We start from the raw sequence: 22,333 nt of genomic DNA, 5'->3' as shown, positions 1-22,333 counted from the left end.
GGCAGTCGGCCGCAGGACGCTCAGGGCGCGCGGCCGGGCGAGGCGCTGAGCCGGGCCTCGATGGCGTCAGGCGACTGCGGCTTGCCGTACACGTATCCCTGGAAGACGTCACAGCCGAGCCGCCGCAACAACGTCGCCTGCGCCTGCGATTCCACTCCTTCGGCGATGACGCCGAGCCCGAGGCTGCGGGCGAGCCGGACGACCGTGTCGACCAGGGCGCAGTCGACCCGCTCGGCGAACTCGTCGACGGGCGCGGTGACGAACTGCCGCGGTATCTTCAGGTGGTGCACCGGCAGTGACCGCAGGTTCGTGAGGTTGGCGTAGCCGGTGCCGAAGTCGTCGATGGCGATCCGCACGCCGAGGCGGGCCAGGGCCCGCAGCGTGTCGAGGGCAGGTCCGGCGGTCGGCATCATGCTGCTCTCGGTGATCTCCAGCTGGAGCATGGCCGGGTCAATGCCGTGCTGTGCCAGCAAGCCGGCCACCAGGACGGGCAGCGCCGGGTCGTCGGTCTGCGCCGGGGCGAGGTTGACGCTCATGATGAGCCGGCGTCCCGGATGGCGGGTGTGCCACGTGCCGGCCTGCGCGCAGGCGGTGCGCAGCACGAACCGGCCGACCGCGCCGATCATCCCGTGTTCCTCGGCCACGGGGATGAACTGCGCCGGTGCGACCAGGCCGAGCCGGGGATGCCGCCACCGGGCCAGTGCCTCGACGCCGTGCAGCCGGCCGTCGTCGGCGCGCACCATCGGCTGGTACTCCACGAACAGCTCGCCGCGGGCCAGCGCCTGCGGCAGCGCCCAGGCGATCTCGTGCCGTGCCTGCTGGCGGGCGTGCAGGTCGGGGTCGTACCGGCGGTAGCGGTCGCGTCCGGCGGCCTTCGCCTGGGCGAGGGCGGATTCGGCGGCGCTCATCAGCTCGGCGGCGGAATCGTGGTGCGGTTCGCAGGCGACCACGCCGATGCCGGCGGTCACCTGCAGCCGCCGTCCGGCCAGGCGCACCGGCTGCCGGATCGCCCGCAGGATCGTCTCTGCGATGTCAGTGATGTCGGCGGTGTGTGCGGACGCGGTGACCAGGATGGTGAATTCGTCGCTGCCGGTGCGGGCGAGCAGGCAGCCGTCGCCGAGCCGCTGGGAGATGCGCCGGGCGATGGTCTGCAGCAGCTGGTCGCCGATGTCGTGTCCGAGGATGTGGTTGATCGCGGCGAACCCGTCGACGTCCACGTGGCACAGCCCGATCGGGCGCTGTGCGGCCGTGGGGGACAGGGCGGCGAACAGGGCCTGCTTGAGCATGATCCGGTTGGGCAGCCCGGTCAACGGGTCGTACGTGGTGTGCCGGCGCGCCAGGGGCAGGTGCTGCGGCGGCGGGTGGAGGTCGTCGCCGCGGCGTTCGGCGAGGTATGCGCCCAGCGCCAGGTCGCCGGGGCTCGCGGCGTCACAGGGGTTGCGGGTGATATCGATCTCTGGAAGATTCACGTGCTCATGCCCTCCGGGGGTGGCGCCCGTGCAGGCTCGCCATGGGGAAGCCGGGCGGTGTCGCGCCGACGGGATCCACGATCGCCGGGAAGCACCGGCGTCGCCCCCGGGTCGCTCCCGGGGTCGCGCCCTTGGCCGGGAACCCCGGGTGCTCGGGACGCCGCGAATGTCGAACGGTTCGTGGCAGTGAGCGACCTGGTGAGATGGGTGTCCGATTCCGGGTGCCGGCGCGACAATGTCGGCCGGGTCACGCGGGCGTCGCTGCCGGGTTCGGGGCGAGCAGCACGGAACGCAGCTCCTTGCGAGAGCTGACCCCGAGCTTCGTGAAGACGTTGCCCAGGTGCCATTCCACCGTGCGCGGGCTGATGAACAGCTGGGCGGCGATCTCGGAGTTGGTGTTGCCGTCCCTGGCCAGCCTGGCGATCTGGGCCTCCTGGCCGGTGAGCTCGGCGATGGCGCTGACCGTCCGCTTGCGGACCGTCTCCCCGGTCGCCTGCAACTCCCTGCGGGCGCGTTCGGCGAAGCCGGCGGCCCCGATCCGGCTGAACGTGTCGTACGCCGAACGCAGGTGTTCCCGGCTCTCCTGGCGGCGGTTGTGGCGGCGCAGCCACTCGCCGTACAGCAGGTGCGCGCGGGCCAGGTGCATGGCCATCCGGCAGCTTCCGAGCTGGCCGATCGCCTCCTGGTAGAGCGCATCGGCGTGCTGGTCGTCGCTGAGCAGTGCGCGCGAGCAGGCCGCCACGCCCGCGGCCCAGGCGGTTTTGCTGGCGTCGGTGCGTGCGGTGAGCTGGTCCAGCGCCGCCGCGGCGGTCTCGGGCTGCCCGCTGCGGGCCGCCGCCTCGATCAGTTCGACCAGTGCCCAGCCGTAGATGCCCAGATCCTGGTACTCGCAGGCGCGCGTCGCGGCGGCCAGTGCGGCGTCATAGCGGCCGAGACCGTTGTACAGCACCGCGGTCGCGTACTCGGCCAGGCCGAGGGCGCGTCCTTCACCACGGGCGCCCACATCTTTGACGCTCGCTTCGACGAGGTCCATGGTCTGGGACTCCTGTGCCCGCCAGGCGCTGAGCACCAGGGACGGATACGTCATGGGCGCGCTGTCCATCGCTGCCGAGATCGCCGTGGCCTCGTCGATCAGGGCGGACGCCGTGTCGAAGTCGCCGGCGTGCACGTGGAAGCACGCCTGGTAGGTCAGCGCCATCGGGAGGACGCCGAGCGTTCCGGCTTCGCGGGCGAGGTGCACGGCGCGGGTCACCAGTTCGTGCCAGGCGTCGTCGTCCCACAGCTCCGGTGCGAGCGGTTCGGGGGTCACCGGGCACGCCAGCCACAGCCAGCGCCTGTCCGCCCCGGCGGTGCCGGAGTTCTGCTCCTGCCGCACGGCGCGCAGCGCCCGCCGTAGCGCGTCGACGCTGCCGGGATAGCCGTCGATGATCAGGCTGGTGATGCTGTCGAGGACGATGTCGACCGACCGCGGGGGCGACGGTGGCGGCGGTCCGGCGCGAGCGGCCTCGGCCACCTCGCGCAGCCCGGGTTTCTCACCGAGACGACCGGCGAAGATCGCCGCCCCGGCGGCTTCGAGCAGCGCGTCGCGGGCGATGGCAGCGTCCAGGGGTGCCAGGCGTCGGGCGGCGTCGAGCAGCAGCCGGGGCGCGTCGCTGCCGCGGACCTGGGCGAACAGCAGCTTGGCGCGCAGCCGTTCGAGCCGGGCGCGCTGCAGGTCGTCGAGCGGGCCGGCCTCGGCGAGCGCCAGCATGTCGTATGCCTGGTCGGCTCCGCCGGCGTCGATGCCGGCCTGGGCGGCGGCCAGGGCGCGGGGGATCCGGCGGGCGGGGTCGGGCGTGAGCTCGGCCGACCGCTGCAGGAACGAGGCCGCCGCGGCGGCTCCGCCCCGACTCCGGGCACGTTCGGCGGAGCTTTCCAGGTCGGCGGCGACGTCTTCGTCGGGCCAGGTGGCGGCGAGGGCGCGGTGCCAGGCCCGGCGATCAGGATCGAGCCGGGGCTCGGTGGCTTCGGCCAGCGCCCGGTGCGCCGCCCGGCGGTCCTGCGCGGAGGCGCGGTGATAGACGGCCGAGCGGACGAGAGGGTGGTGGAACCGCACTCTCGTACCGAATTCGACCAGGCCAGCAGCCTCGGCGGGCGCGGCGGCGTCCATCGGCGTCTGCTGCAGTCCGGCCGCGCGCCGCAGCAGTTCGACGTCGCCGGTCGGGTCGGCCGCGGCGGTCAGCAGCAGCCGGCGGCTGTCCTCCGGAAGTGATCGGAACTGCTGGTAGAAGCTGTTTTCGAGGTAGCTCGCCAGGGGGCGACCGTCCGGCACCCAGAATCCGCCTGCCAGCTCCGCCGGTGCCAGCGCGCGCGGCAGTTGCAGCAGGGCCATCGGGTTGCCGTGCGCCTCGGCCACGATCCGGTCCCGGACCGCCGGGTCGAGCGGCACGCGGAGGTTCGAGGCCAGCAGGCCGCGTGCGTCGGGCTCGCTGAGGCCCTCGACGGTCAACTCCGGCAGTCCGGCCAGGTGTCGATCCTCGTCAGGTTCCCGCACCGCGAAGATCAAGGCCACTGGCTCGGCCTGCAACCGCCTGGCGACGAAGGCCAGCACCTGCCTGGACGCGTCGTCGAGCCATTGCGCGTCATCGACGAGGCACACCAGCGGCCGGTCCCGGGCAGTGCCGGCGAGCAGGTTGAGCACGGCCAGGCCGACCAGGAACCGGTTCGGCGCCTCGCCCTGCCGCAGTCCGAACGCGACGGAGAGGGCCTCACGCTGCGGCCCGGGCAGCTCGCCCAGCCGGCCGAGCAGGGGCGTGCAGAGCTGGTGCAGGCTCGCGAACGCGAGTTCGAATTCCGATTCGATGCCGACCACCGACGTCTTGTGGAAGCCGACCGCCTGCCTGGCCGCGTGGTCCAGCAACGCGGTCTTGCCGATGCCCGCCTCGCCGCGAAGGACCAGCACCGCGCTGCCACCCGCTCTCGCGCCGGCCAGCACTCGCTCCAGCGACGCCAGTTCTTGCCGCCGGCCCCGTAGTTCGTCCCGCGCGCCTACGACGGACACGCCCATGCCTTCATTCTCCCCGTCCGTGACCCGGCCCGCTGGCGGCTGGACCCGGCCTGACGTCACCGGATGTCGCGTCTGGGCCTTTCGCTGCCTGGCCGCGGGCGCCGACGCGGGGCCGAATGCCCCAATCGGCACGGGACGTCGACAACCGTCAACCGCGTTCGGGTAGCCCCGGGCATCGGTCCCCGGCGCCGACCCCGGGGGTATCCAGGTGGCGGCTCCGGGGGCCACCGGCGTCCGCCGAAGCGATGGTTTACCGGACGGCCGGTCGAGGATGCCCGCGTCGACTCAAGCTTCTTTCCCGAACGAGCATCAGCAAGGAAGTCCACATGGCTGCCACACCCGAAACGCCCGCGATCAGGCCGTTCATGGTCGAGATCCCCGTCGGGGAACTCACGGAGCTGCGTGAGCGCATCATGCACACGCGCTGGCCCGACAAGGAGACCGCCACCGACCAGTCGCAGGGCCCGCAGCTCGCCACGATCCAGGAACTCGCGCGCTACTGGGCCGAGGAATACGACTGGCGTCGATGCGAGGCGCGGCTGAACTCCTTCCCGCAGTTCATCACCGAGATCGACGGGCTGGACATCCACTTCGTCCACGTCCGGTCCAAACACGAGGAGGCGCTGCCGCTCGTCGTCCTGCACGGCTGGCCGGGTTCGATCATCGAGCAGCTGAAGCTCATCGAGCCGCTGACCGACCCGACCGCGCACGGCGGCACCGCGGCCGATGCCTTCCACGTCGTGATCCCGTCGATGCCCGGCTACGGCTTCTCGGGCAAGCCGACGGCCACGGGCTGGGGCCCCGACCGCATCGGCCGTGCCTACGTACAGCTGATGAAGCGCCTCGGCTACGACGCGTTCGCGGCACAGGGCGGCGACTGGGGCGCGATCATCGCGGACGTGATGGCCGCAGAGTCGCCGCAGGGGCTGCTCGGCATACACACCAACCTGGCGGGCACGGTGCCGGCCGAGATCGACCGGCTGTTCCAGCAGAACATCGTCGGCGCCGCCGACGCGCTGGGGTCGCTGCCGTCCGATCTGCCCGCCGAGGAGCGGCGGGCTTGCGAGCAGCTCGACTTCCTGTGGCAGCACGTCGCGATGTTCCTGCTGCTGGGCTCGCGCCCGCAGGCCCTGACCGCGCTGGCGGATTCGCCCGTCGGTCTGGCGACCTTCGTCCTCGACCACGATCCCAAGAGCATGGCCCTGATCTCCCGGGCGTTCGCCGGGCGGCCCGAAGGCCTGACGCGTGACGACGTGCTCGACAACATCACGCTGTTCTGGCTGACGAACACCGCGGTCTCCGCGGGTCGGCTGTACGCGGAGAACAGGTTCTCGTTCCTGGGTGTCAAGGGCGTCACGATCCCGGTCGCGGTCAGCGTCTTCCCCGACGAGGTCTACCAGCCTCCGCGGAGCTGGGCCGAGCGGGCATACCCGAATCTGATCCACTACAACCGGCTCGACAGGGGCGGGCACTTCGCGGCGTGGGAGCAGCCGCAGCTGCTCGTCGAGGAGGTGCGCACCGGCCTGCGGTCGCTGCGCAGCTAGCCGATCACGGCAGGGCGGCGGCCGGGCGACTCGACACCGAGCCGCTCGGCCGCCCGCTTCAGGCGTTCACGGGGGAGCCGGCCAGGAATCTGGACAGGGGCCGGACGAACTCGTCGTGGGCGACGGTGGGGGCGTCGTGGGCCGATCCCGGGATGATGATCGCCTGCCCGTGGGGGATGGCCTCGGCCAGCGCCCGGCAGTTTTCGGCGAAATGCTCCGGGCTGCGGGCACCGGCGGCGAGCAGGACCTCGGCGGTGATCGCGGCGTAGTCGCCGGGCGGCCCGTCGTGCTCGTGGATGCGGCGGAACTCGGCGGCCACGGTGGGCAGCAGGTCCGCCAGGGCGCGGTTGCCGGGTCGGCGTAGCAGCATCCGGTTGAGCCGCAGGACGAGGCCGAACGGGAGCTTGGCAGCCGGCCCGTCCGGATGCGTGGCCCGCTTCAGCAGGGTCAGCGCGCGGGCCTGGTCACCGGCGTGCAGTGCCTGCTCGAACTGGTCGAGGAGGTCGTGGCCGGGGACGGACAGGATCGGGTCGTACACCGCGACGCGGTACAGCGGCAGGCTCAGCGCCGCGCGCAGGGCGAGGAAACCGCCGCTGCCGTGCCCGAGGATGCTGCGGGCGCCGGTGTGCTTGAGCACGGCGGACAGGTCGGCTAGGTCGGTCGCGACGGTCTCGGCACCGTCCAGCGGGGCGGCGTCCGGCAGCCCGCGGCGGTGGTATAGGTGCACCGTGAACCGGTGTTCCAGCGCCTCCGCCAGCCCGTAGTAGTGCTGCTGTGGGGCGATGCCGGCGTGGAGGACGACGACCGCCGGCCCGGTGCCGGTCGTGTGCACCGCGATCGGCACGCCATCGGCCGAGGTGATCCTGTCGACCCGCATCGAGCCCTCCTCCAGCGGCGAACCGTGACCAGCAATGCTAGAACGCCCGAGGGGGCGTGGCGGGTCAGGCATGCGGCTGCCGGCGTCGCGGAAGCAGCACTGACGGGTGGATCGTGAGTCGTGGTCACCCCACCCGGGTCCGAAGTCGGATAAGGTAGCGGGCATATGGCTACTTATCGAAGTCCCGCAGTGCTGCTGTCCGCGGACGGCACCAGAACATCCGGCACCGCCGCCCTCTTCTCCGAGCCTGGGCGCAAGGGTGGCCTTCGGCCGTGGGCGGGCGATTTCCGGGTCGCGACCGACGCCACCGGCGTAGAGATCCCGGTCGGCATGGCCCTGACGCTGGAGATGCCCGACGGCCGCTCCGGCAAGGTGATCGTCCAGAGCCGTAAGGGCGGCTCGAAGAACACCATCCTGGCGCTGCTCGGCGAGGACCAGGCTCCTTTCTGACCGGTCCGGTCTCCGCAGGTCGATCGTCGCGGCGGGGGTCCGCCGCAGGACCGCATTCTTGACGTATGGCCGAGCGCCTGGAGCGCCCGGCCATACGTGTCGTGTGCAGCCGACGCGTGGCGATGACGCCGCCGCCCGGTGCCGGGGCCTCCGGTCAGCTGCGGCCGTGGTCGGCCGGGGTGGCGGATGAGCTTGATTGGCGTACGACGAGTTCGGGCCGGAAGAGCACGTGGCGGTGCTGATGGGTGTCCGGCTCGGTGACCTCCTCCAGCAGCAGCCGGGTCGCGGCGCGGCCCAGCTGCTCGCGTGGCTGGCGCACCGAGGACAGCGGCACCGCCGCCGCGGCGGCGAACTCGATGTCGTCGTAGCCGACGATCGCGACGTCGTGCGGCACTCGGACGCCCCGGGCGGTCATCTCCTGTAGCACCCCGAGGGCGATCAGGTCGTTGGCGCAGAACACCGCGGTCGGGCGTTCGCCGGCGGGCAGGTCGGCGATCTCGCGGCCCGCGTTGCGTCCCGCGGCGACGCTGAGGTTCGCAGTGGTCACCAGGCGGGGCGGCGGGCCGTCGCCCAGTGCGGCCGTCAGGCCGGTGTGCCGGTCGGCGACCTGGCGGAGCGAGAACGGGCCGCCGGCGAAGGCGATCCGGTGATGGCCCTGCCCGCGCAGGTGGTCTCCGGCGAGCCGGCCGCCGAGGACGTCGTCGACGGCGACCGAGCAGCGGTGGAAGCTGCTGGATCCGCGGTCGACGAGGACGACCGGGATGCCGCGCTCGACCAGCCCGTCCAACTGCGCGTCGTGGGTCTCGTCCACGGGGGTGATCAGCACGCCGAGCACCCGCTGCTGGCTGAGCAGGTCGAGGTGGCGTCGTTCGCGCTGGGGGTCTTCGCCGCTGTTGAAGACCATGACGTTGACGCCGCCGTCCTCGGCGGCGATCTCGGCGCCGCGCATCACGTCGGTGAAGAAGGGGTTGGCCAGGTCGAGGGCGACCATCGCCACCGTCCGGCTGCGTCCGGCGCGAAGCTGGCGGGCCGAGTCGTTGCGGACGTAGCCGAGTGCGGCGATCGCGTCGAGCACGCGGCGCCGGGTCGCGGCGGCGACGGTGGCGCGGCCGTTGAGCACATTGCTCACCGTGCCGACCGAGACGTGCGCGCGGCGGGCGACCTCCTTGATGCTGACGGTCGCCATGGCTCCTCCCGGCGCATGTGGATGCGGGCAGCCCCAGGTCCGGAGCGGGCTTCAGCGTACGCCCGAAATGAAACGTGTCAACCTACATCGGACGGACGCTGAGTAGTGGAAAACGCACTTCCATAACGGCAAGGCATCAAAGTATTGACAGGTCTGCAACCGGATCGTAGCGTACGTCGCACTCGCTATGAAAAACGATTCAATTTGACCTTGAACCCTGGGTGCCGAAGGGACGGAGGTGCGCGGTGGCGGACAGCAGCACCCCGGCGTTGCTACGGGTCGACGGGCTGACGGTCGAATTCCCCGGCGTGCGCGCGCTGGACGGGGTGCACTTCGACGTCGTTCCCGGCGAGGTCCACGCGCTCGTCGGCGAGAACGGAGCAGGCAAATCCACCCTGCTCAAGGTGCTCGGTGGCCTGCACCAGCCCAGCACGGGCACGATCGGCCTCGCCGAGCGGCCCTACCGTCCGCGCCGCCCCGCCGACGCGACCCACGCCGGGATAGCCGTCATCTACCAGGAGTTCAACCTCTACCCCGACCTCACCGTGGCCGAGAATGTGTTCTCCGGACGCGAGCCGTTCCACCGCTTCCACCGCGGCATCCGCTACCCCGAGCTCAACCGCCGGGCCGCGGAACTGTTCGCGACGCTCGGCGTGCGCATCGACCCGACCGCGCCGGTGAGCAGCCTGACCGTCTCCGAGCAGCAGCTCGTCGAGATCGCCAAGGCGCTGTCGGTCGACGGGCGCATCATCGTCATGGACGAGCCGACCGCCGCCCTGTCGGCCGACGAGGTGACCCGGCTGCTCGACGTCGTCCGGCGGCTGCGCGCGGAGGGTCGCAGCGTCGTCTACGTCAGCCACCGCCTGGACGAGGTGTTCGCCGTCGCCGACCGGGTGACCGTGCTGCGCGACGGCCGTCACGTGCGCACCACCGCGCTGGCCGACACCAGCCCCGACGAACTTGTCCGGCTCATGGTCGGGCGCGACGTGTCGGCGATGTTCCACCGCGACGACGTCGCGGGCGGGGACGTCGTGCTGGAACTCGACCAGGTCAGCGCCGGACGGCAGCTGCACGACGTGTCGATCGTCGTGCGGGCCGGTGAGATCGTCGGCATCGGCGGCGTCGCCGGTGCGGGGCAGCCCGAACTGTCCCAGGTGATCTTCGGTGCGCTGCCGCTCAAGACGGGCCGGATGCTGCTGTCCGGCACGGACTACCGGCCCCAGGGCCCGCACGACGCGATGCGGGCAGGGATCGGCTTCCTGCACGAGGACCGCAAGGCGGCCGGGATCCTGCCGGACCTCAGCGTGCGCCACAACCTGACCATCTCCGTGCTGGACAGGGTGCGCGGCCTGTTCGGCCGGCTGCTGTCGCCCGCGGGCGAACTCGGCGTGTTCGACACCTTCCGCAAGCGCCTGGCCATCCGCACCACCGGCCCGGACCAGCTCATCGGCCAGCTGTCGGGCGGCAACCAGCAGAAGGTCCTGTTCGGACGCGCCCTCGCGCCGGGCGGCAGGCTGCTGATCCTCAACGAACCCACCCGCGGCGTCGACATCGGGGCCAAGGTCGAGATCCACCACCTCATCAACGAGATCACCGCGGATGGAGCCGGCGTGGTCATGATCTCCAGCGACCTGCCCGAACTGCTCGGCATCAGCGACCGCGTCTACGTGCTCGCCGCCGGCCGGATCGTCGGCCACCTGACCGGAGACGACCGCACCGAGGAGAACGTCATGCGGTGCGCCACCACCGGACAGCGGGTCTTCTCCGCGGCGGTGGCCGGATGACCGCCGTGCTGCGCCGCTTGCCCCTGCTGCTGCCGCTGCTCGGCACCGTCGTCGTGCTCGCGGTCGCCACCGACAGCTTCCTGACCGGCGCGAACATCGAGAACGTGCTCGTCGCCGCGGCCATCGTGGCCGTGCCCGGCCTGGCCATGACGTTCTGCCTAGCCATGGGCGAGTTCGACCTGTCGATCGGCTCGACGGTCTCCCTGGCCGGGGTCGTGTGCTGCAGCGCCATCATCGCCGGGCAGCCCGCGCCGGTGGCGATGGGCATCGCGCTGGCCGTCGGTGCGGCGATCGGACTGGCCAACGGCATGGTCATCACTAAGCTCGGCGTCACCCCGTTCATCGCGACGCTGGCGACGCTGGTCATCGTGCGCGGGCTGTCGCTGGCCTACTCCGACGGCCACGACCGGATCGTCAGCTCCGCCGCGCTGAAGTACCTCGTCGGCGGTCGGCCGCTCGGCGTGCCGATGCCCATCGTGCTGGCCGTCGTCGCGACCGCCGCCGGCTGGTGGGCCATGAACCGGACCCGGTTCGGCCGCTGGGTCTGCGCCATCGGCTCCAACCGGGAGGCCGCCCGGGTGTCCGGCCTGCCCGTCGACCGCGTCCGCATCGCCGTCTACGTCCTGGTCGGCGTCGCCGGGGCCGGCTGGGGCCTGCTCATCTCCAGCCAGCTGCAGAAGGGCAACGGCCAGCTCGGCATGGGCTTCGAACTCGACGCGATCACCGTCGTCGTCATCGGCGGCACCGCCCTGCTCGGCGGCCGCGCGTCGATCGTGGGGACCGTGCTGGGCGCGGTGCTGATCGAGACGATCCGCAACGGCCTCAACCTGCTCAACACGCCCCCGGCATACCAGCGCATCAGCGTCGGACTCCTGCTCATCGCCGCGCTCGCGATCAAAGGCATCCGCCGCGCCGAGGCCCGAACCATGCCCGTCCCGGCGCCGGAGGCCGCCCGATGAAGAGCTCGACCTCGCTCGGGTCCCTCTGGGACACCTGGGGGATCACCGCGATCCTGGTGCTGCTGCTGGCGGTCGCCCCGGTGCTGACGCCCGACTTCTTCAGCCTGGACAACGCGCAGTCGGTGCTGCGCGAGAGCGCCTACCTCGGCATCGTCGCGGCCGGTATGACGTTCGCCGTCGCCAGCGGGGCGTTCGACCTGTCCGTCGGCGGGCAGCTGGCGCTGTGCAGCGTGGTGTCGCTGATCGGCTTCGCCGCCGGCGGCACCGTCCTGGCGATCGTGGCGGCACTGGCCACCGGGCTGGCCTGCGGCCTGCTCAACGCGAGCCTGATCACCAGGCTGAGCGTGCCGCCGTTCGTGGCCACGCTCGGCACGCTGTTCGTGTTCCGCGGCGTGTCCTACATCCTGACCCAGGACGGGCCCAAGACCCTGCCGTACGACCAGATCGGCTCCCCGTTCGTGAAGATCGGCGGGCTCAACGTCGCGGGCGTGCCGGTGCCGTTCGTCATCATGGTCGGCGTGTTCGCCGCGGCGTGGCTGCTGCTGCGGCGCACCGCGACCGGCCGCCGGGTGCTCGCCTACGGATCGTCCCCCGAGGCGGCGAGGTTCTGCGGCATCTCGGCGACCCGGCTCCGGCTGTTCGTGTTCGCCCTGGTCGGGGTGAGCGTCGGCATCGCCACGCTGACCTACATCACCCGGGTGTGGACCGCGGACGGCTCGGCCCAGGACGGGTTCGAGCTGAAGGCGATCGCGGCCGTGGTGCTCGGCGGCACCAGCCTCAAGGGCGGCAAGGCCACGCTGATCGGCACGTTCTCCGCGGTGTTGTTGATCAGCGTGCTCAACGACATGCTCGTCAGCGAGGGCGTCCCGTCGGCATACCAGCGCATCGTGCTCGGCGGCGTGCTGATCGTCGCGCTGACCATCGACGGGCTGCGGACCCGGTTCGCCGCACCCGGTTCGCTGCGGCGGGCACTGTCCGGCGGTCGAACACCCCAGCCGGGCCCTGCCCGGTGAACCACGACGTGAGGCTCCCGGCGTCACGTGCACCAAGGAATTGAAACGATTTACCTCCCTGCACCGTCCACCTCCCCAGGGAAGGGGTATCCGTGAAGAGCAGGATCCTTGTTTCGCTCGCCGTGGCGGGCGCGCTGGTCACGGCGGGCTGTTCGGACTCGAACGCGCCGTCCGGCAACCAGAACGGCTCCGACCAGGTCGTCGTCGGCTTCTCCGTGTACGACATGCAGTACGAGTTCTTCCAGAAGATGGAGCAGGGCACCCGCGCGGCGGCCACGGCCAAGGGCTGGGAGTTCAAGCTGCACGACGAGAAGAGCGACGAGAACGAGATGGTCACCGGCGCGCAGGCGCTCATCGATCAGGGCGTCGACGTGCTCATCATCAGCCCGTTCAAGCCCAGCGCGCTCGGCCCGATCATCGCCAAGGCCAAGGCCAAGGGTGTGCCGGTGATCGTCGACGACATCGGCGGCGGCGGCGCGCCGTACGACGCGATCGTCATCTCCGACAACGCCGGCGGCGGCAAGCTCGCCGCCGAGTTCATGGCCAAGCAGATCGCCGCCAACGGCAAGACCGGCAAGAACGTCGCCTCGATCACCTGCGAGCCGTCGGCCGTCTACGCCGCCCGCCGCAACGCGGGCTTCAAGGCCGAGATCGAGAAGCAGGGCTTCAAGGTCGTCGCCGAGCTGTCCGGCAACTCCAAGGCGGAGGAGGGTTACAAGGTCATGAAGGACATCCTGGCAAAGAACCCCGACGTCGCGGGCGTGTTCTCGTGCAACGACCCGATGGGCGTCGCCGCCGCCAACGCGGTCAAGGACGCGGGCAAGGACCCGGTCAAGGACATCGTGACCGTCGGCTTCAACGCCGACCCCGAGGCGATCACCGCCATCAAGGGCGACGGCCTGGCCGCCACCGTCGCGCAGGACCCGGCCGCGATGGGCGCGCTGACCGTCAAGCTCGCCGACCAGGCCCTGGCCAAGACCGCCCTCACCTTCGACAACGCGGCCGAGCGTGAGGTCTACAACCCCGTGCAGCTGATCTCCAAGGAGAACGTCGACACGGTCAAGTGACGCCCCTGGGCGGGTGGCGCGTTTCGGCGCCGCCCGCCCCACCCTGCCTGGCACTCATCGCCGGCGAAGCTCAGGAGAAGAAGAAGATGAAGGACCACGCCGCCGTCAAAGCCGCCCTGCGCGCCATGCGCATCGAGACGCCATCGTGGGCGTACGGGAACTCGGGCACGAGATTCAAGGTGTACGCGCAGGCCGGGGTGCCCCGCGACGCGTACGAGAAGGTCGCCGACGCGGCGATGGTGCACCGCCTGACCGCAGCCGCGCCCAGCGTGGCGCTGCACATCCCCTGGGACCGGGTCGACGACTACGCCGACCTGGCCCGCTTCGCCGCCGACCAGGGCATCCGCATCGGCGCGATCAACCCCAACGTGTTCCAGGAGAACGACTACAAGCTGGGCAGCGTCTGCCACCCGGACCCCGGCGTGCGCCGCAAAGCGGTCGACCACCTGCTCGAATGCGTCGACATCATGGACGCCACCGGCTCGCAGGTGCTGTCGCTGTGGTTCGCCGACGGCACCAACTACGCCGGACAGGACTCCATCGCCGCCCGCCAGGACCGGCTCGCCGACGCGCTGCGCGAGGTCTACGACCGGCTCGGCCCGGACCAGCGCATGCTCGTCGAGTACAAGCTGTTCGAACCGCACTTCTACAGCATGGACGTGCCCGACTGGGGCACCTCCTACGCGCACTGCGTCGCCCTGGGCGACAAGGCGCAGGTGCTCGTCGACACCGGCCACCACGCGCCCGGTACCAACATCGAGTTCCTGGTGACCGTGCTGCTCCGGTTCGGCAAGCTGGGCGGCTTCCACTTCAACAGCCGCAACTACGCCGACGACGACCTCATGGTCGGCGCGGCCGACCCGTTCCAGCTGTTCCGCATCGCGCACGAACTGGTCCGCGCCGACGCGATCCGCCCCGACTCCGGCGTCGAGTACATGCTCGACCAGTGCCACAACCTGGAGGCCAAGGTCCCGGCACTGATCCGCTCGGTGCTCAACGTCCAGGAGGCGGTCGCCAAGGCGCTGCTGGTCGACGCCGACGCGCTCGCCACCGCCCAGGGCGCCGGGGACGTGCTGGGCGCGCACGGGGTGCTGATGGACGCGTTCAGCACCGACGTCCGGCCGCTGCTGGCCGAACTGCGTACCGAACTCGGCGTCGACTCCGACCCCATCGCCGCCTACCACGCCAGCGGATACCAGCAGCAGATCGAAGCCGCCCGCACCGGCGGACAGCAGGCAGGCTGGGGAGCATGACGACCGACCACGACAGCGCTACGCCCTCGCGGCTGGTGGACCGATCCCGGCGGCTGGGCGCCGACCCCCGCAACACCAACTACGGCGGCGGCAACACCTCCGCCAAGGGGCCGGGCCGCGACCCGGTGACCGGTCAGGACGTACCCCTGCTGTGGGTGAAGGGATCCGGCGGCGACCTGGGCACCCTGACCGAAGCGGGCCTGGCCGTGCTGCGCCTGGACCGGCTGCACGCCCTGGCGCAGGCCTACCCCGGCGTCGAGCGCGAGGACGAGATGGTCGCCGCATTCGACTACTGCCTGCACGGCCGCGGCGGCGCGGCCCCGTCGATCGACACCGCGATGCACGGGCTCGTCGACGCCCCCCACGTCGACCACCTGCACCCCGACTCCGGCATCGCGCTGGCCACCGCAGCCGACGGCCCCGAGCTGACCCGGCGGTGCTTCGGCGACCGGGTGGTCTGGGTCCCCTGGCGGCGTCCCGGGTTCCAGCTCGGCGTGGACATCGCCGCCGTCCGGCGGGCCCACCCGCAGGCCATCGGCGTCATCCTCGGCGGACACGGCATCACCGCCTGGGGCGACACCAGCGACGAGTGCGAAGCCAACTCGCTGGAGATGATCCGGGTGGCGGAGAAGTTCCTCGCCGAACACGGACGGCCGGAACCGTTCGGGCCCGTGCTGGACGGCTACCAGCCCCTGCCCGCCGAGCAGCGGCACCAGCGGGCCGCCGAACTCGCCCCGCTGCTGCGCGGCCTGGCCTCCACCGACAAACCGCAGGTGGGCCACTACACCGACAGCGACACGGTGCTGGACTTCCTGGCCCGGGAACGCCACCCGCAGCTCGCCGCGCTCGGCACGTCCTGCCCCGACCACTTCCTGCGCACCAAGGTCCGCCCGATGGTGCTGGACCTGCCGCCGACCGCCCCGGTCGAGCAGACCGCCGCCCGGCTGCGCGAACTGCACGCCGCCTACCGCGCCGACTACTCCCGCTACTACGAAGAGCACGCCGAACCCGGCTCGCCGGCCATGCGGGGCGCGGACCCCGCCGTCGTACTCGTGCCGGGCGTCGGCATGTTCACCTTCGGCGCGACCAAGCAGACCGCCCGGGTCGCGGGGGAGTACTACCTCAACGCGATCAACGTGATGCGCGGCGCCGAGGCGGTGTCCCGCTACGCCCCGATCGACGAGCGGGAGAAGTTCCGCATCGAGTACTGGGCCCTCGAAGAGGCCAAACTCGCCCGCCTGCCCAAAGCGAAGCCGCTGGCCACACGGATCGCGCTGGTCACCGGCGGCGGATCGGGCATCGGCCGCGCCATCGCCCACCGCCTCGCCGCCGAGGGCGCCTGCGTGGTCGTCGCCGACCGCGACGCCGACGCCGCACAGCGGGTGGCCACCGAGATCGGCGGCACCGACGTCGCGATCGGCGTCCGCGCCGACGTCACCGACGCCGCCGCCGTGCGCGACCTGGTACGCGGTGCCTGCCTGGCCTTCGGCGGCGTCGACCTCGTCGTCAACAACGCCGGCCTGTCGATCTCCAAGCCGCTGCTGGACACCACCGAGGCGGACTGGGACCTGCAGCACGACGTCATGGCAAAGGGCTCGTTCCTGGTCGCCAGGGAGGCCGCCCGGGTCCTGATCGCCCAGGGCATGGGCGGCGACATCGTCTACATCGCCAGCAAGAACAGCGTCTTCGCGGGCCCGAACAACGTCGCCTACAGCGCGGCCAAGGCCGCCCAGGCGCACCAGGTGCGGCTGCTCGCCGCCGAGCTCGGCGCGCACGGCGTCCGCGTCAACGGCGTCAACCCCGACGGCGTCGTACGCGGATCAGGCATCTTCGCCGGGGGCTGGGGCGCGCAACGGGCGGCCGTCTACGGCGTGCCCGAATCCGAACTGGGCGCCTACTACGCCAAACGCACCCTGCTCGGGCGGGAGGTGCTGCCCGAACACGTGGCCAACGCGGTCTTCGTCCTCACCGCCGGGGAACTGTCCCACACCACCGGCCTGCACATCCCGGTCGACGCCGGAGTCGCCGCGGCGTTCCTGCGCTGACCCGCCCGGCCCGACCCGCCGCACGAAGGAGCCCGCACCATGCCCCGACCGCAGCCCGCCACCGTGGCGGCGGCAGACCTGGGCGCCTCCAGCGGCCGGGTGATGCTCGCCCGCGTCGGCCGCGACGTGCTCGAACTGACCGAGGTCCACCGCTTCCCCAACGAACCGATCCAGGTGGGCGACACCCTGCACTGGGACGTGCTGGCCCTCTACCGCGGGGTGCTCGACGGGCTGCGGGCAGCCGGCCGCGCAGCCCGGGCCGGCGGCACCCCCGGCCAGGGCCTGGACGGCATCGGCATCGACTCGTGGGCGGTGGACTACGGCCTGCTCGACGCGACCGGGGCGCTGATCGGCAATCCGATCAGCTACCGCGACCGGCGCACCGAAGGTGTCATGGAACGTGTCCACGAACAGCTGGACGTGGCACGCCTCTACGCGATCACGGGGCTGCAGAACCTGCCCTTCAACACGATCTACCAGCTGGCGGCGGCCCACGGCACACCCGCTGCCGCCGCCGCCCGCCGCATGCTGCTGTTACCCGACCTGCTGGCCTACTGGCTCACCGGCCAGGAAGGCGCGGAACTGACCAACGCGTCCACGACCGGGCTGCTCGATGCCCGCAGCGGCACCTGGTCGACGGAACTTATCGCCGTGCTGGGCTGGGACGAGCAGCTGTTCGCGACACTTCGCCGGCCCGGCGACACGATCGGCCCGCTCACTGCGGACGTGGCCGCACACACCGGCCTGGACCCCACCGTGCCGGTGCTCGCGGTCGGCTCCCACGACACCGCCTCGGCCGTGGTCGGGGTGCCCGCACGCGACGAACGATTCGCCTACATCTCCTGCGGCACGTGGTCACTGGTCGGGCTGGAGCTGGGCAAACCGGTGCTGACCGAAGCGAGCCGGAAGGCGGGTTTCACCAACGAGGCCGGCCTCGACGGCACCGTGCGCTACCTGCGCAACGTGATGGGCCAGTGGCTGCTGCAGGAGTCGATGCGCACCTGGCAGGCACACGGTGAGCCCGCGGACCTTGCGGCGTTGCTGGCCGAGGCGGCCGCGCAGCCGGCCTTCGTGAGCGTCGTCGACCCGGACGACCCGGTCTTCCTGCCGCCGGGCGACATGCCCGCCCGGGTCGCCGACTACTGCCGACGGACCGGTCAGCCGGTGCCCGCCTCGCGGGCGGCCATGGTGCGGTGCATTCTGGAGAGCCTCGCACTGGCGCACGCCCGTGCCGTACGCCAGGCGCAGGAGCTGGCCGGCCACCCGGTGGACGTCGTGCACCTGGTCGGCGGAGGGTCACGCAACGAGCTGCTCTGCCAGCTCACCGCCGACGCCTGCGGCCTTCCGGTGACGGCCGGACCGGTGGAGGCGACGGCGCTCGGCAACGCGCTGGTGCAGGCGCGCGCTCTCGGCGCGATCACCGGGGAACTCCGGGACCTGCGCACCCTGCTCCATCGGCACGTCACGCCGAGGCGATACCTGCCGCGATCCGGCCAGAGCGCGACAGCGTGGGCGGGCCTGGCGGCGCGCCTGGCCGGTTGACATCGCGCTGTGGAAAGGGCCCGGTCGGTCACCGAGGATCTGGGCGATCCAGATTCCAGTGCCGGTTGGCGGTCAGTGCCCAATCGTGCTCGGTGGAATCCTGCACGGGGCTTCGCGTCACCACGAAACGGGTGATCACGCGTTGGGTGCGCTCGGCGTCGCCGTAGAGCAGGTCAAGCCACAGGTCGCCGCCTGCGGAAGCGATATCGCAGATGGTTCGGAACTCCTGGCATGTCGGATCGCGTACCGTCACCTGACTGAAACCCTGGTCGCCGGCAGGAACGTAAACGTCGCGGGTCAAGCGACGGAAGTCGGCCGGGTCGCGGTGCGCACTGTGCTCCTCGGCCGGCATGTCCCAGCCGTGCAGAACAGCAAGTCCCCGTCCGACGTTACGCACAGACATGGCTATATATACGACGTTATCGGTGGTTTCCAGGACGGCGCGTCCGCCGTACACAAGAAACCACCGGCCGTCCAGGAAGCGGATCTCCTGCGTGGGGTCCTCCCACCGTGAAGGCACGAGGATCGGGCGCAGGCTTTCCAGCAGCGCCCGCTCAGCAGTCGCCGTGGCCCGGCTCGCCGAGCGCGTCGCGGCAAAGGTCGCGACCGCCAGCAGCGCGGTCCCGGCGGCCGTGCCAAGATCGGCGACCGTCACCCAGTCAATCATCAACCCTCCCGGCTCATCACACCAGGTGGCACCCGGTTTATCTCATCAACGCGCTTGACCGCGTGCCGTACGGGTCAGCGCCCGGGGCGGGCCGTCGACTTCCGTGCCACCAGCTCGGGATGGAACACCAGGTTCCGGTGCGCGTGCGTGTCGGGGGACCTGGTCTCCTCCAGGAGCAGTTCGGCAGCGGCACGGCCCAGGTGCTCGCGAGGCTGGCGAACCGACGACAGCGGCACTGCCGCGGCCGCCGCGAAGTCGATGTCGTCATAGCCGAGGATGGCGACCTCGTCGGGCACGCTGATGCCGCGCTGCGTCATCTCCTGCAGCAGCCCCAACGCCAGCAGGTCGTTGGCGCAGAACACCGCCGTCGGCCGGTCGGGCGAGGCCAGGTCCGCGAGCGCGTGCCCTGCCTGCCGCCCGGCCGCGACCGTCAGCTCGGGGGTCAGGAACGTGCGCACCCGGATGCCGGACAGCACCGATTCGAAGCCGTGCTGCCGGTCGGCGACCTGGGGAATGGTCAGCGGGCCACCGACGAACGCGACGTGATCGTGGCCGAGCTCGCGGAAGTGCTGCCCGGCGATCCGTCCGCCGAGGACGTCGTCCACCGCGACGGAGCACCGGTCCGACTGCCAGATGCCGCGGTCGACCAGCACCACCGGCACCCCGCGCTTGATGAGGTTGACCAGCTGAGAGTCCCGCCCGCCGTCGACCGGGGTGATGAGCACGCCCTGTACGCGCTGTTCCTCGAGCAGTTCGAGGTGCCTGCGCTCGCGGGCGGCGCTCTGACCGCTGTTGCAGACGACCGCCACCGCGCCGGCGGCGTCGATGGCCTCCTCGGCGCCGCGGATGACGTCGGTGAAGAAGGGGTTCGAGACGTCCAGCACGACGATGGCGATCGTGCGGCTCCGGCCGGCGCGCAGCTGACGTGCGGAATCGTTGCGGACGTAGCCGAGTTCGCGGATGGCCTCCAGGACGCGCTGCCGCGTCGTGTCGGCCACGAGGTGCGGGCGGTTGAGCACGTTGCTGACGGTGCCCAGCGAGACGCCGGCCTGGCGTGCGACCTCCTTGATGCTCGTCGTCTCCATGCTCCGTCACCCATCAGTGAGCGAACGTGAGTTCGCGGTCGGCAGTCGGCCGTTGCCGGCCGACGGTCCCCGGACGGGGTGGACGCTTCACAGCCACCTGCCCCGCAAGCGGGGTCCTACGGTCGGCTCCACGTCCGTTGAAGCCTCGCGGCTCCGGGTCTCGGGCCACTCCGGTACCCGCCTCGCGTTCCACCAGTCGCGCGAGATTCCTGGCCGCGTTCAGGTCCCGGTCCAGGACCATTGCGCAGGCGTCACACACGAACGTCCGGACGCGCAGCGGCAGTTTGGTTTTCACTTCGCCGCAGTCCGAACAGGTCTTACTCGACGGGCACCAGCGCCCGGCGGTGACCAGCCGGCCACCATTCCACGTCGTCTTGTAACCGAGCATGGCACGGATGGTCGCGAAACCGCAGTCGGAGACGGCCTTGGCCAGCCTGCGGTTGCGGACCATCCCCGCGACGTTCAGGCCTTCCACCACGATCGTGGCGTAGTCCGCGGCCAGCGCGGTGGTGAGCTTGTGCAGGCCGTCGCGGCGCAGGTTCGCCACCCGGGCGTATGCCCGAGACCGGTCCGCGTTGGCCTTCTGCCAGCGCTTGGACGCCTCCCGGCCGGTGCGCCGGTCCGGGCTGACCCGCCGCGACAGCCGCCGCAGATGCTTGGCCCCGCCCGCAAGATGCCGCGGGTTGTCGATCACGTCCCCGGTCGACAGCACGGCCAGGTGCTTGATGCCGACGTCCACGCCGACCACGGGACCGTGCCGGGCGTGGTCGGTGATCGGGGTGAGTAGGTCGTCGGTCAGGCCGTAGGTCTTCTCCGCGGCACGCTGGTCCAGCTGCGCCTTGACCAACCCCAGTGCCCAGTTGAACGCCTTACGGCTCGCCCCGGCATGCGAGGCCAGCGCAGCCATCTGGGTGGCGTTCGGGTCCAGCGCGAACCGGTACGCCTGATAGACGATCACGAGTCGTCCTCGGAAGTGGCCGCGGCGACGGCGCGGCGTGCCCGGTTCACGGCGGCACGGCCGCCGTATAGCCGCGCGCACAGCGAGGTCAGGATCTCCGTGACGTCCCGCACGAGATCGTCGTCGACCTCGGCCGGATCAGCCACCAGAAGCCGCCGGCCCTGCGCGGACAGCGCAGCCTCAACGTACTCCGCGCCGAACCGAGCGAACCGGTCGCGATGCTCGACAACGATCACTGTCACGGCCGGGTCGCGCAACAGGCTGAGGAACTTCCTGCCACGACCGTTCAGCGCCGAACCGACCTCGGTCACCACGCGGGTGACGGCCAGGTCCCGGGCGGTCACCCACGCGGTCACCCGCGCGATCTGCCGGTCCAAATCGTCTCGCTGGTCCGCCGACGACACCCGGGCGTAGACGACAACCTGGCGCTGCGGAGCGGCCTCGGCCACATCGACCATGATCGTGCCGGAGGGCAGCCGCCGAGCGGGAACCGGCATGGTTCCCTCACGGAACCACCGGTACGCGGTCTGTGGGGTGCACCCCGTTCCGGCGGGCCCACTCGGCAAGCTTCATCTTGCGATACTAACGCTCACATACGCACACGTACACTCAGCTATGAGTGAGCTACTGCGTGCCCCATTCCATGCTCACCGGGGCCGTGCCCACCACGTACGCGACGGTTGAAACGCGTCAACGCTGCCCGCACCTGCCGGAAGCCATCGCGCCGACGTTGCCGTCAGCACGTTCCACCGGTGCGCGGCGGTGACGGGAGACCCGTGGCCCGGCCGGGACGAGGTGGACGGCAAGGGACCGCAGCAGCGGGATGAAAGTTGACATTCGGCCCAGGCAGAACGCTCGATCGTGGCGCGTTACCCCGATCCGGACTACCTGCGCCGGCTCGGCACCGCGATCGACGTGGCTCGGGCAGCCGGACTGCCCGTGATCTACGTGGTCGTCGGTCCCGTCCCGGGCAACCTTAGGGCAGCGCCCGCAACAAGATGTTCGGCAGGCTCGCGGGGGTCGCGATGCCCGCCGGCGACGAGGGCGCGCAGATCCACCCCGACGTGGCGCCCGCCCAGGGCGACATCATCCTCACGAAGCGGGGGGTGAGCGCGTTCGCGGGTAGCGACCTGGACGTGGTCCTGCGTGCTGGCGGCATCGAACACCTCGTCCTCACCGGCATCGCGACCAGCGGCGTGGTGCTGTCCACCCTGCGCCAGGCCGCCGATCTCGACCTCGCTCGCACCGTCCTGGCCGACGGCTGCCTCGACAACGATCCCGAGGTGCGTCGGGTCCTCGCCGAGAAGGTGTTCCCGGTCCAGGCGGACGTGACGACCGTGGCCGACTGGGCGGCGGCCACTACCGCGGCGCTGTGATGGGTCCTGCCG

The 22,333-nt window shown here is 71.3% G+C and carries 17 protein-coding genes and 1 pseudogene; 10 read left to right on the top strand and 8 right to left on the bottom strand.

Translation table 11 applies throughout. From position 1 onward, the window contains the following. Positions 1-20: 20 nt before the first annotated feature. A complete protein-coding gene (locus HAV39_RS26775; RefSeq protein ID WP_191841923.1) occupies positions 21-1,469 on the bottom strand; it encodes a putative bifunctional diguanylate cyclase/phosphodiesterase in 1,449 nt (482 codons plus the stop codon). A gap of 247 nt (positions 1,470-1,716) precedes the next feature. After that, positions 1,717-4,515: a helix-turn-helix transcriptional regulator gene (locus HAV39_RS26770; RefSeq protein WP_191841922.1), complete on the bottom strand. Its 2,799-nt coding sequence runs from the start codon at positions 4,513-4,515 to the stop codon at positions 1,717-1,719. A gap of 326 nt (positions 4,516-4,841) precedes the next feature. Between HAV39_RS26770 and HAV39_RS26765 the strand changes: the two genes are divergently transcribed. After that, complete coding sequence (locus tag HAV39_RS26765; RefSeq protein ID WP_191841921.1) at positions 4,842-6,059, top strand: epoxide hydrolase family protein; 1,218 nt, start codon at positions 4,842-4,844, stop codon at positions 6,057-6,059. 58 nt (positions 6,060-6,117) lie between these two features. Here HAV39_RS26765 and HAV39_RS26760 read toward each other — a convergent pair whose 3' ends face one another. After that, on the bottom strand, positions 6,118-6,936 hold the full coding sequence (locus HAV39_RS26760; RefSeq protein ID WP_191841920.1) for an alpha/beta fold hydrolase: 819 nt from the start codon (positions 6,934-6,936) through the stop codon (positions 6,118-6,120). 189 nt (positions 6,937-7,125) lie between these two features. Between HAV39_RS26760 and HAV39_RS26755 the strand changes: the two genes are divergently transcribed. Continuing rightward, entirely contained in the window at positions 7,126-7,386 is a 261-nt protein-coding gene (locus HAV39_RS26755; RefSeq protein WP_191841919.1) for a hypothetical protein, read from the top strand. Positions 7,387-7,540: 154 nt separating this feature from the next. On the opposite strand, the gene HAV39_RS26750 is transcribed toward HAV39_RS26755, so the two are convergent. Next, positions 7,541-8,572, bottom strand: coding sequence for a LacI family DNA-binding transcriptional regulator (locus HAV39_RS26750; protein ID WP_191841918.1), 1,032 nt, complete (start codon positions 8,570-8,572; stop codon positions 7,541-7,543). Between the two features lie 245 nt (positions 8,573-8,817). Between HAV39_RS26750 and HAV39_RS26745 the strand changes: the two genes are divergently transcribed. From HAV39_RS26745 to HAV39_RS26715, 7 genes are all read left to right on the top strand, one after another. Next, the gene (locus tag HAV39_RS26745) at positions 8,818-10,356 is read left to right on the top strand and encodes a sugar ABC transporter ATP-binding protein (protein ID WP_191841917.1); all 1,539 of its coding nucleotides are present in this window, start codon (positions 8,818-8,820) and stop codon (positions 10,354-10,356) included. After that, positions 10,353-11,315, top strand: coding sequence for an ABC transporter permease (locus HAV39_RS26740; protein WP_191841916.1), 963 nt, complete (start codon positions 10,353-10,355; stop codon positions 11,313-11,315). Before HAV39_RS26745 ends, HAV39_RS26740 begins: the two co-directional genes overlap by 4 nt. Continuing rightward, positions 11,312-12,328, top strand: coding sequence for an ABC transporter permease (locus HAV39_RS26735; RefSeq protein ID WP_191841915.1), 1,017 nt, complete (start codon positions 11,312-11,314; stop codon positions 12,326-12,328). Before HAV39_RS26740 ends, HAV39_RS26735 begins: the two co-directional genes overlap by 4 nt. A gap of 92 nt (positions 12,329-12,420) precedes the next feature. Next, positions 12,421-13,395, top strand: coding sequence for a substrate-binding domain-containing protein (locus HAV39_RS26730; protein ID WP_191841914.1), 975 nt, complete (start codon positions 12,421-12,423; stop codon positions 13,393-13,395). A gap of 86 nt (positions 13,396-13,481) precedes the next feature. Then, the gene (gene rhaI / locus HAV39_RS26725) at positions 13,482-14,648 is read left to right on the top strand and encodes an L-rhamnose isomerase (protein WP_191841913.1); all 1,167 of its coding nucleotides are present in this window, start codon (positions 13,482-13,484) and stop codon (positions 14,646-14,648) included. After that, on the top strand, positions 14,645-16,693 hold the full coding sequence (locus tag HAV39_RS26720; protein WP_191841912.1) for a bifunctional aldolase/short-chain dehydrogenase: 2,049 nt from the start codon (positions 14,645-14,647) through the stop codon (positions 16,691-16,693). Before rhaI ends, HAV39_RS26720 begins: the two co-directional genes overlap by 4 nt. A 39-nt stretch (positions 16,694-16,732) precedes the next feature. Further along, positions 16,733-18,235, top strand: coding sequence for a rhamnulokinase (locus HAV39_RS26715; protein WP_191841911.1), 1,503 nt, complete (start codon positions 16,733-16,735; stop codon positions 18,233-18,235). 28 nt (positions 18,236-18,263) lie between these two features. Here HAV39_RS26715 and HAV39_RS26710 read toward each other — a convergent pair whose 3' ends face one another. From HAV39_RS26710 to HAV39_RS26695, 4 genes and pseudogenes are all read right to left on the bottom strand, one after another. Then, positions 18,264-18,902 carry a hypothetical protein gene (locus HAV39_RS26710; RefSeq protein ID WP_191841910.1) on the bottom strand — a complete coding sequence of 213 codons (639 nt, stop codon included), beginning with the start codon at positions 18,900-18,902 and terminating at the stop codon, positions 18,264-18,266. A gap of 74 nt (positions 18,903-18,976) precedes the next feature. After that, positions 18,977-19,987: a LacI family DNA-binding transcriptional regulator gene (locus tag HAV39_RS26705; protein WP_191841909.1), complete on the bottom strand. Its 1,011-nt coding sequence runs from the start codon at positions 19,985-19,987 to the stop codon at positions 18,977-18,979. 13 nt (positions 19,988-20,000) lie between these two features. After that, positions 20,001-20,945, bottom strand: coding sequence for an RNA-guided endonuclease TnpB family protein (locus HAV39_RS26700; RefSeq protein WP_191841908.1), 945 nt, complete (start codon positions 20,943-20,945; stop codon positions 20,001-20,003). Next, positions 20,942-21,518: pseudogene (locus tag HAV39_RS26695) on the bottom strand (IS607 family transposase). The gene HAV39_RS26700 and the pseudogene HAV39_RS26695 overlap by 4 nt, the downstream one beginning before the upstream one ends. Positions 21,519-21,943: 425 nt before the next feature. Here HAV39_RS26695 and HAV39_RS26690 point away from each other — a divergent pair. Then, positions 21,944-22,321: a cysteine hydrolase family protein gene (locus HAV39_RS26690; protein ID WP_203736463.1), complete on the top strand. Its 378-nt coding sequence runs from the start codon at positions 21,944-21,946 to the stop codon at positions 22,319-22,321. The last annotated feature ends 12 nt before the right edge of the window (positions 22,322-22,333 follow it).

The organism is Catellatospora chokoriensis (assembly GCF_011297315.1).
GTDB classification, from domain to species: domain Bacteria; phylum Actinomycetota; class Actinomycetes; order Mycobacteriales; family Micromonosporaceae; genus Catellatospora; species Catellatospora citrea.
This window is presented reverse-complemented; position numbering and strand designations above follow the sequence as displayed.

Bases quoted from the DNA above. Each gene is read 5' to 3' on its own strand.
- HAV39_RS26740 (WP_191841916.1), top strand. From the start codon at position 10,353: ATGACCGCCGTGCTGCGCCGCTTGCCCCTGCTGCTGCCGCTGCTCGGC.
- HAV39_RS26705 (WP_191841909.1), bottom strand. From the start codon at position 19,987: ATGGAGACGACGAGCATCAAGGAGGTCGCACGCCAGGCCGGCGTCTCG.
- HAV39_RS26690 (WP_203736463.1), top strand. From the start codon at position 21,944: ATGTTCGGCAGGCTCGCGGGGGTCGCGATGCCCGCCGGCGACGAGGGC.
- HAV39_RS26715 (WP_191841911.1), top strand. From the start codon at position 16,733: ATGCCCCGACCGCAGCCCGCCACCGTGGCGGCGGCAGACCTGGGCGCC.
- HAV39_RS26720 (WP_191841912.1), top strand. From the start codon at position 14,645: ATGACGACCGACCACGACAGCGCTACGCCCTCGCGGCTGGTGGACCGA.
- HAV39_RS26750 (WP_191841918.1), bottom strand. From the start codon at position 8,572: ATGGCGACCGTCAGCATCAAGGAGGTCGCCCGCCGCGCGCACGTCTCG.
- HAV39_RS26770 (WP_191841922.1), bottom strand. From the start codon at position 4,515: ATGGGCGTGTCCGTCGTAGGCGCGCGGGACGAACTACGGGGCCGGCGG.
- rhaI (WP_191841913.1), top strand. From the start codon at position 13,482: ATGAAGGACCACGCCGCCGTCAAAGCCGCCCTGCGCGCCATGCGCATC.
- HAV39_RS26710 (WP_191841910.1), bottom strand. From the start codon at position 18,902: ATGATTGACTGGGTGACGGTCGCCGATCTTGGCACGGCCGCCGGGACC.
- HAV39_RS26735 (WP_191841915.1), top strand. From the start codon at position 11,312: ATGAAGAGCTCGACCTCGCTCGGGTCCCTCTGGGACACCTGGGGGATC.
- HAV39_RS26760 (WP_191841920.1), bottom strand. From the start codon at position 6,936: ATGCGGGTCGACAGGATCACCTCGGCCGATGGCGTGCCGATCGCGGTG.
- HAV39_RS26765 (WP_191841921.1), top strand. From the start codon at position 4,842: ATGGCTGCCACACCCGAAACGCCCGCGATCAGGCCGTTCATGGTCGAG.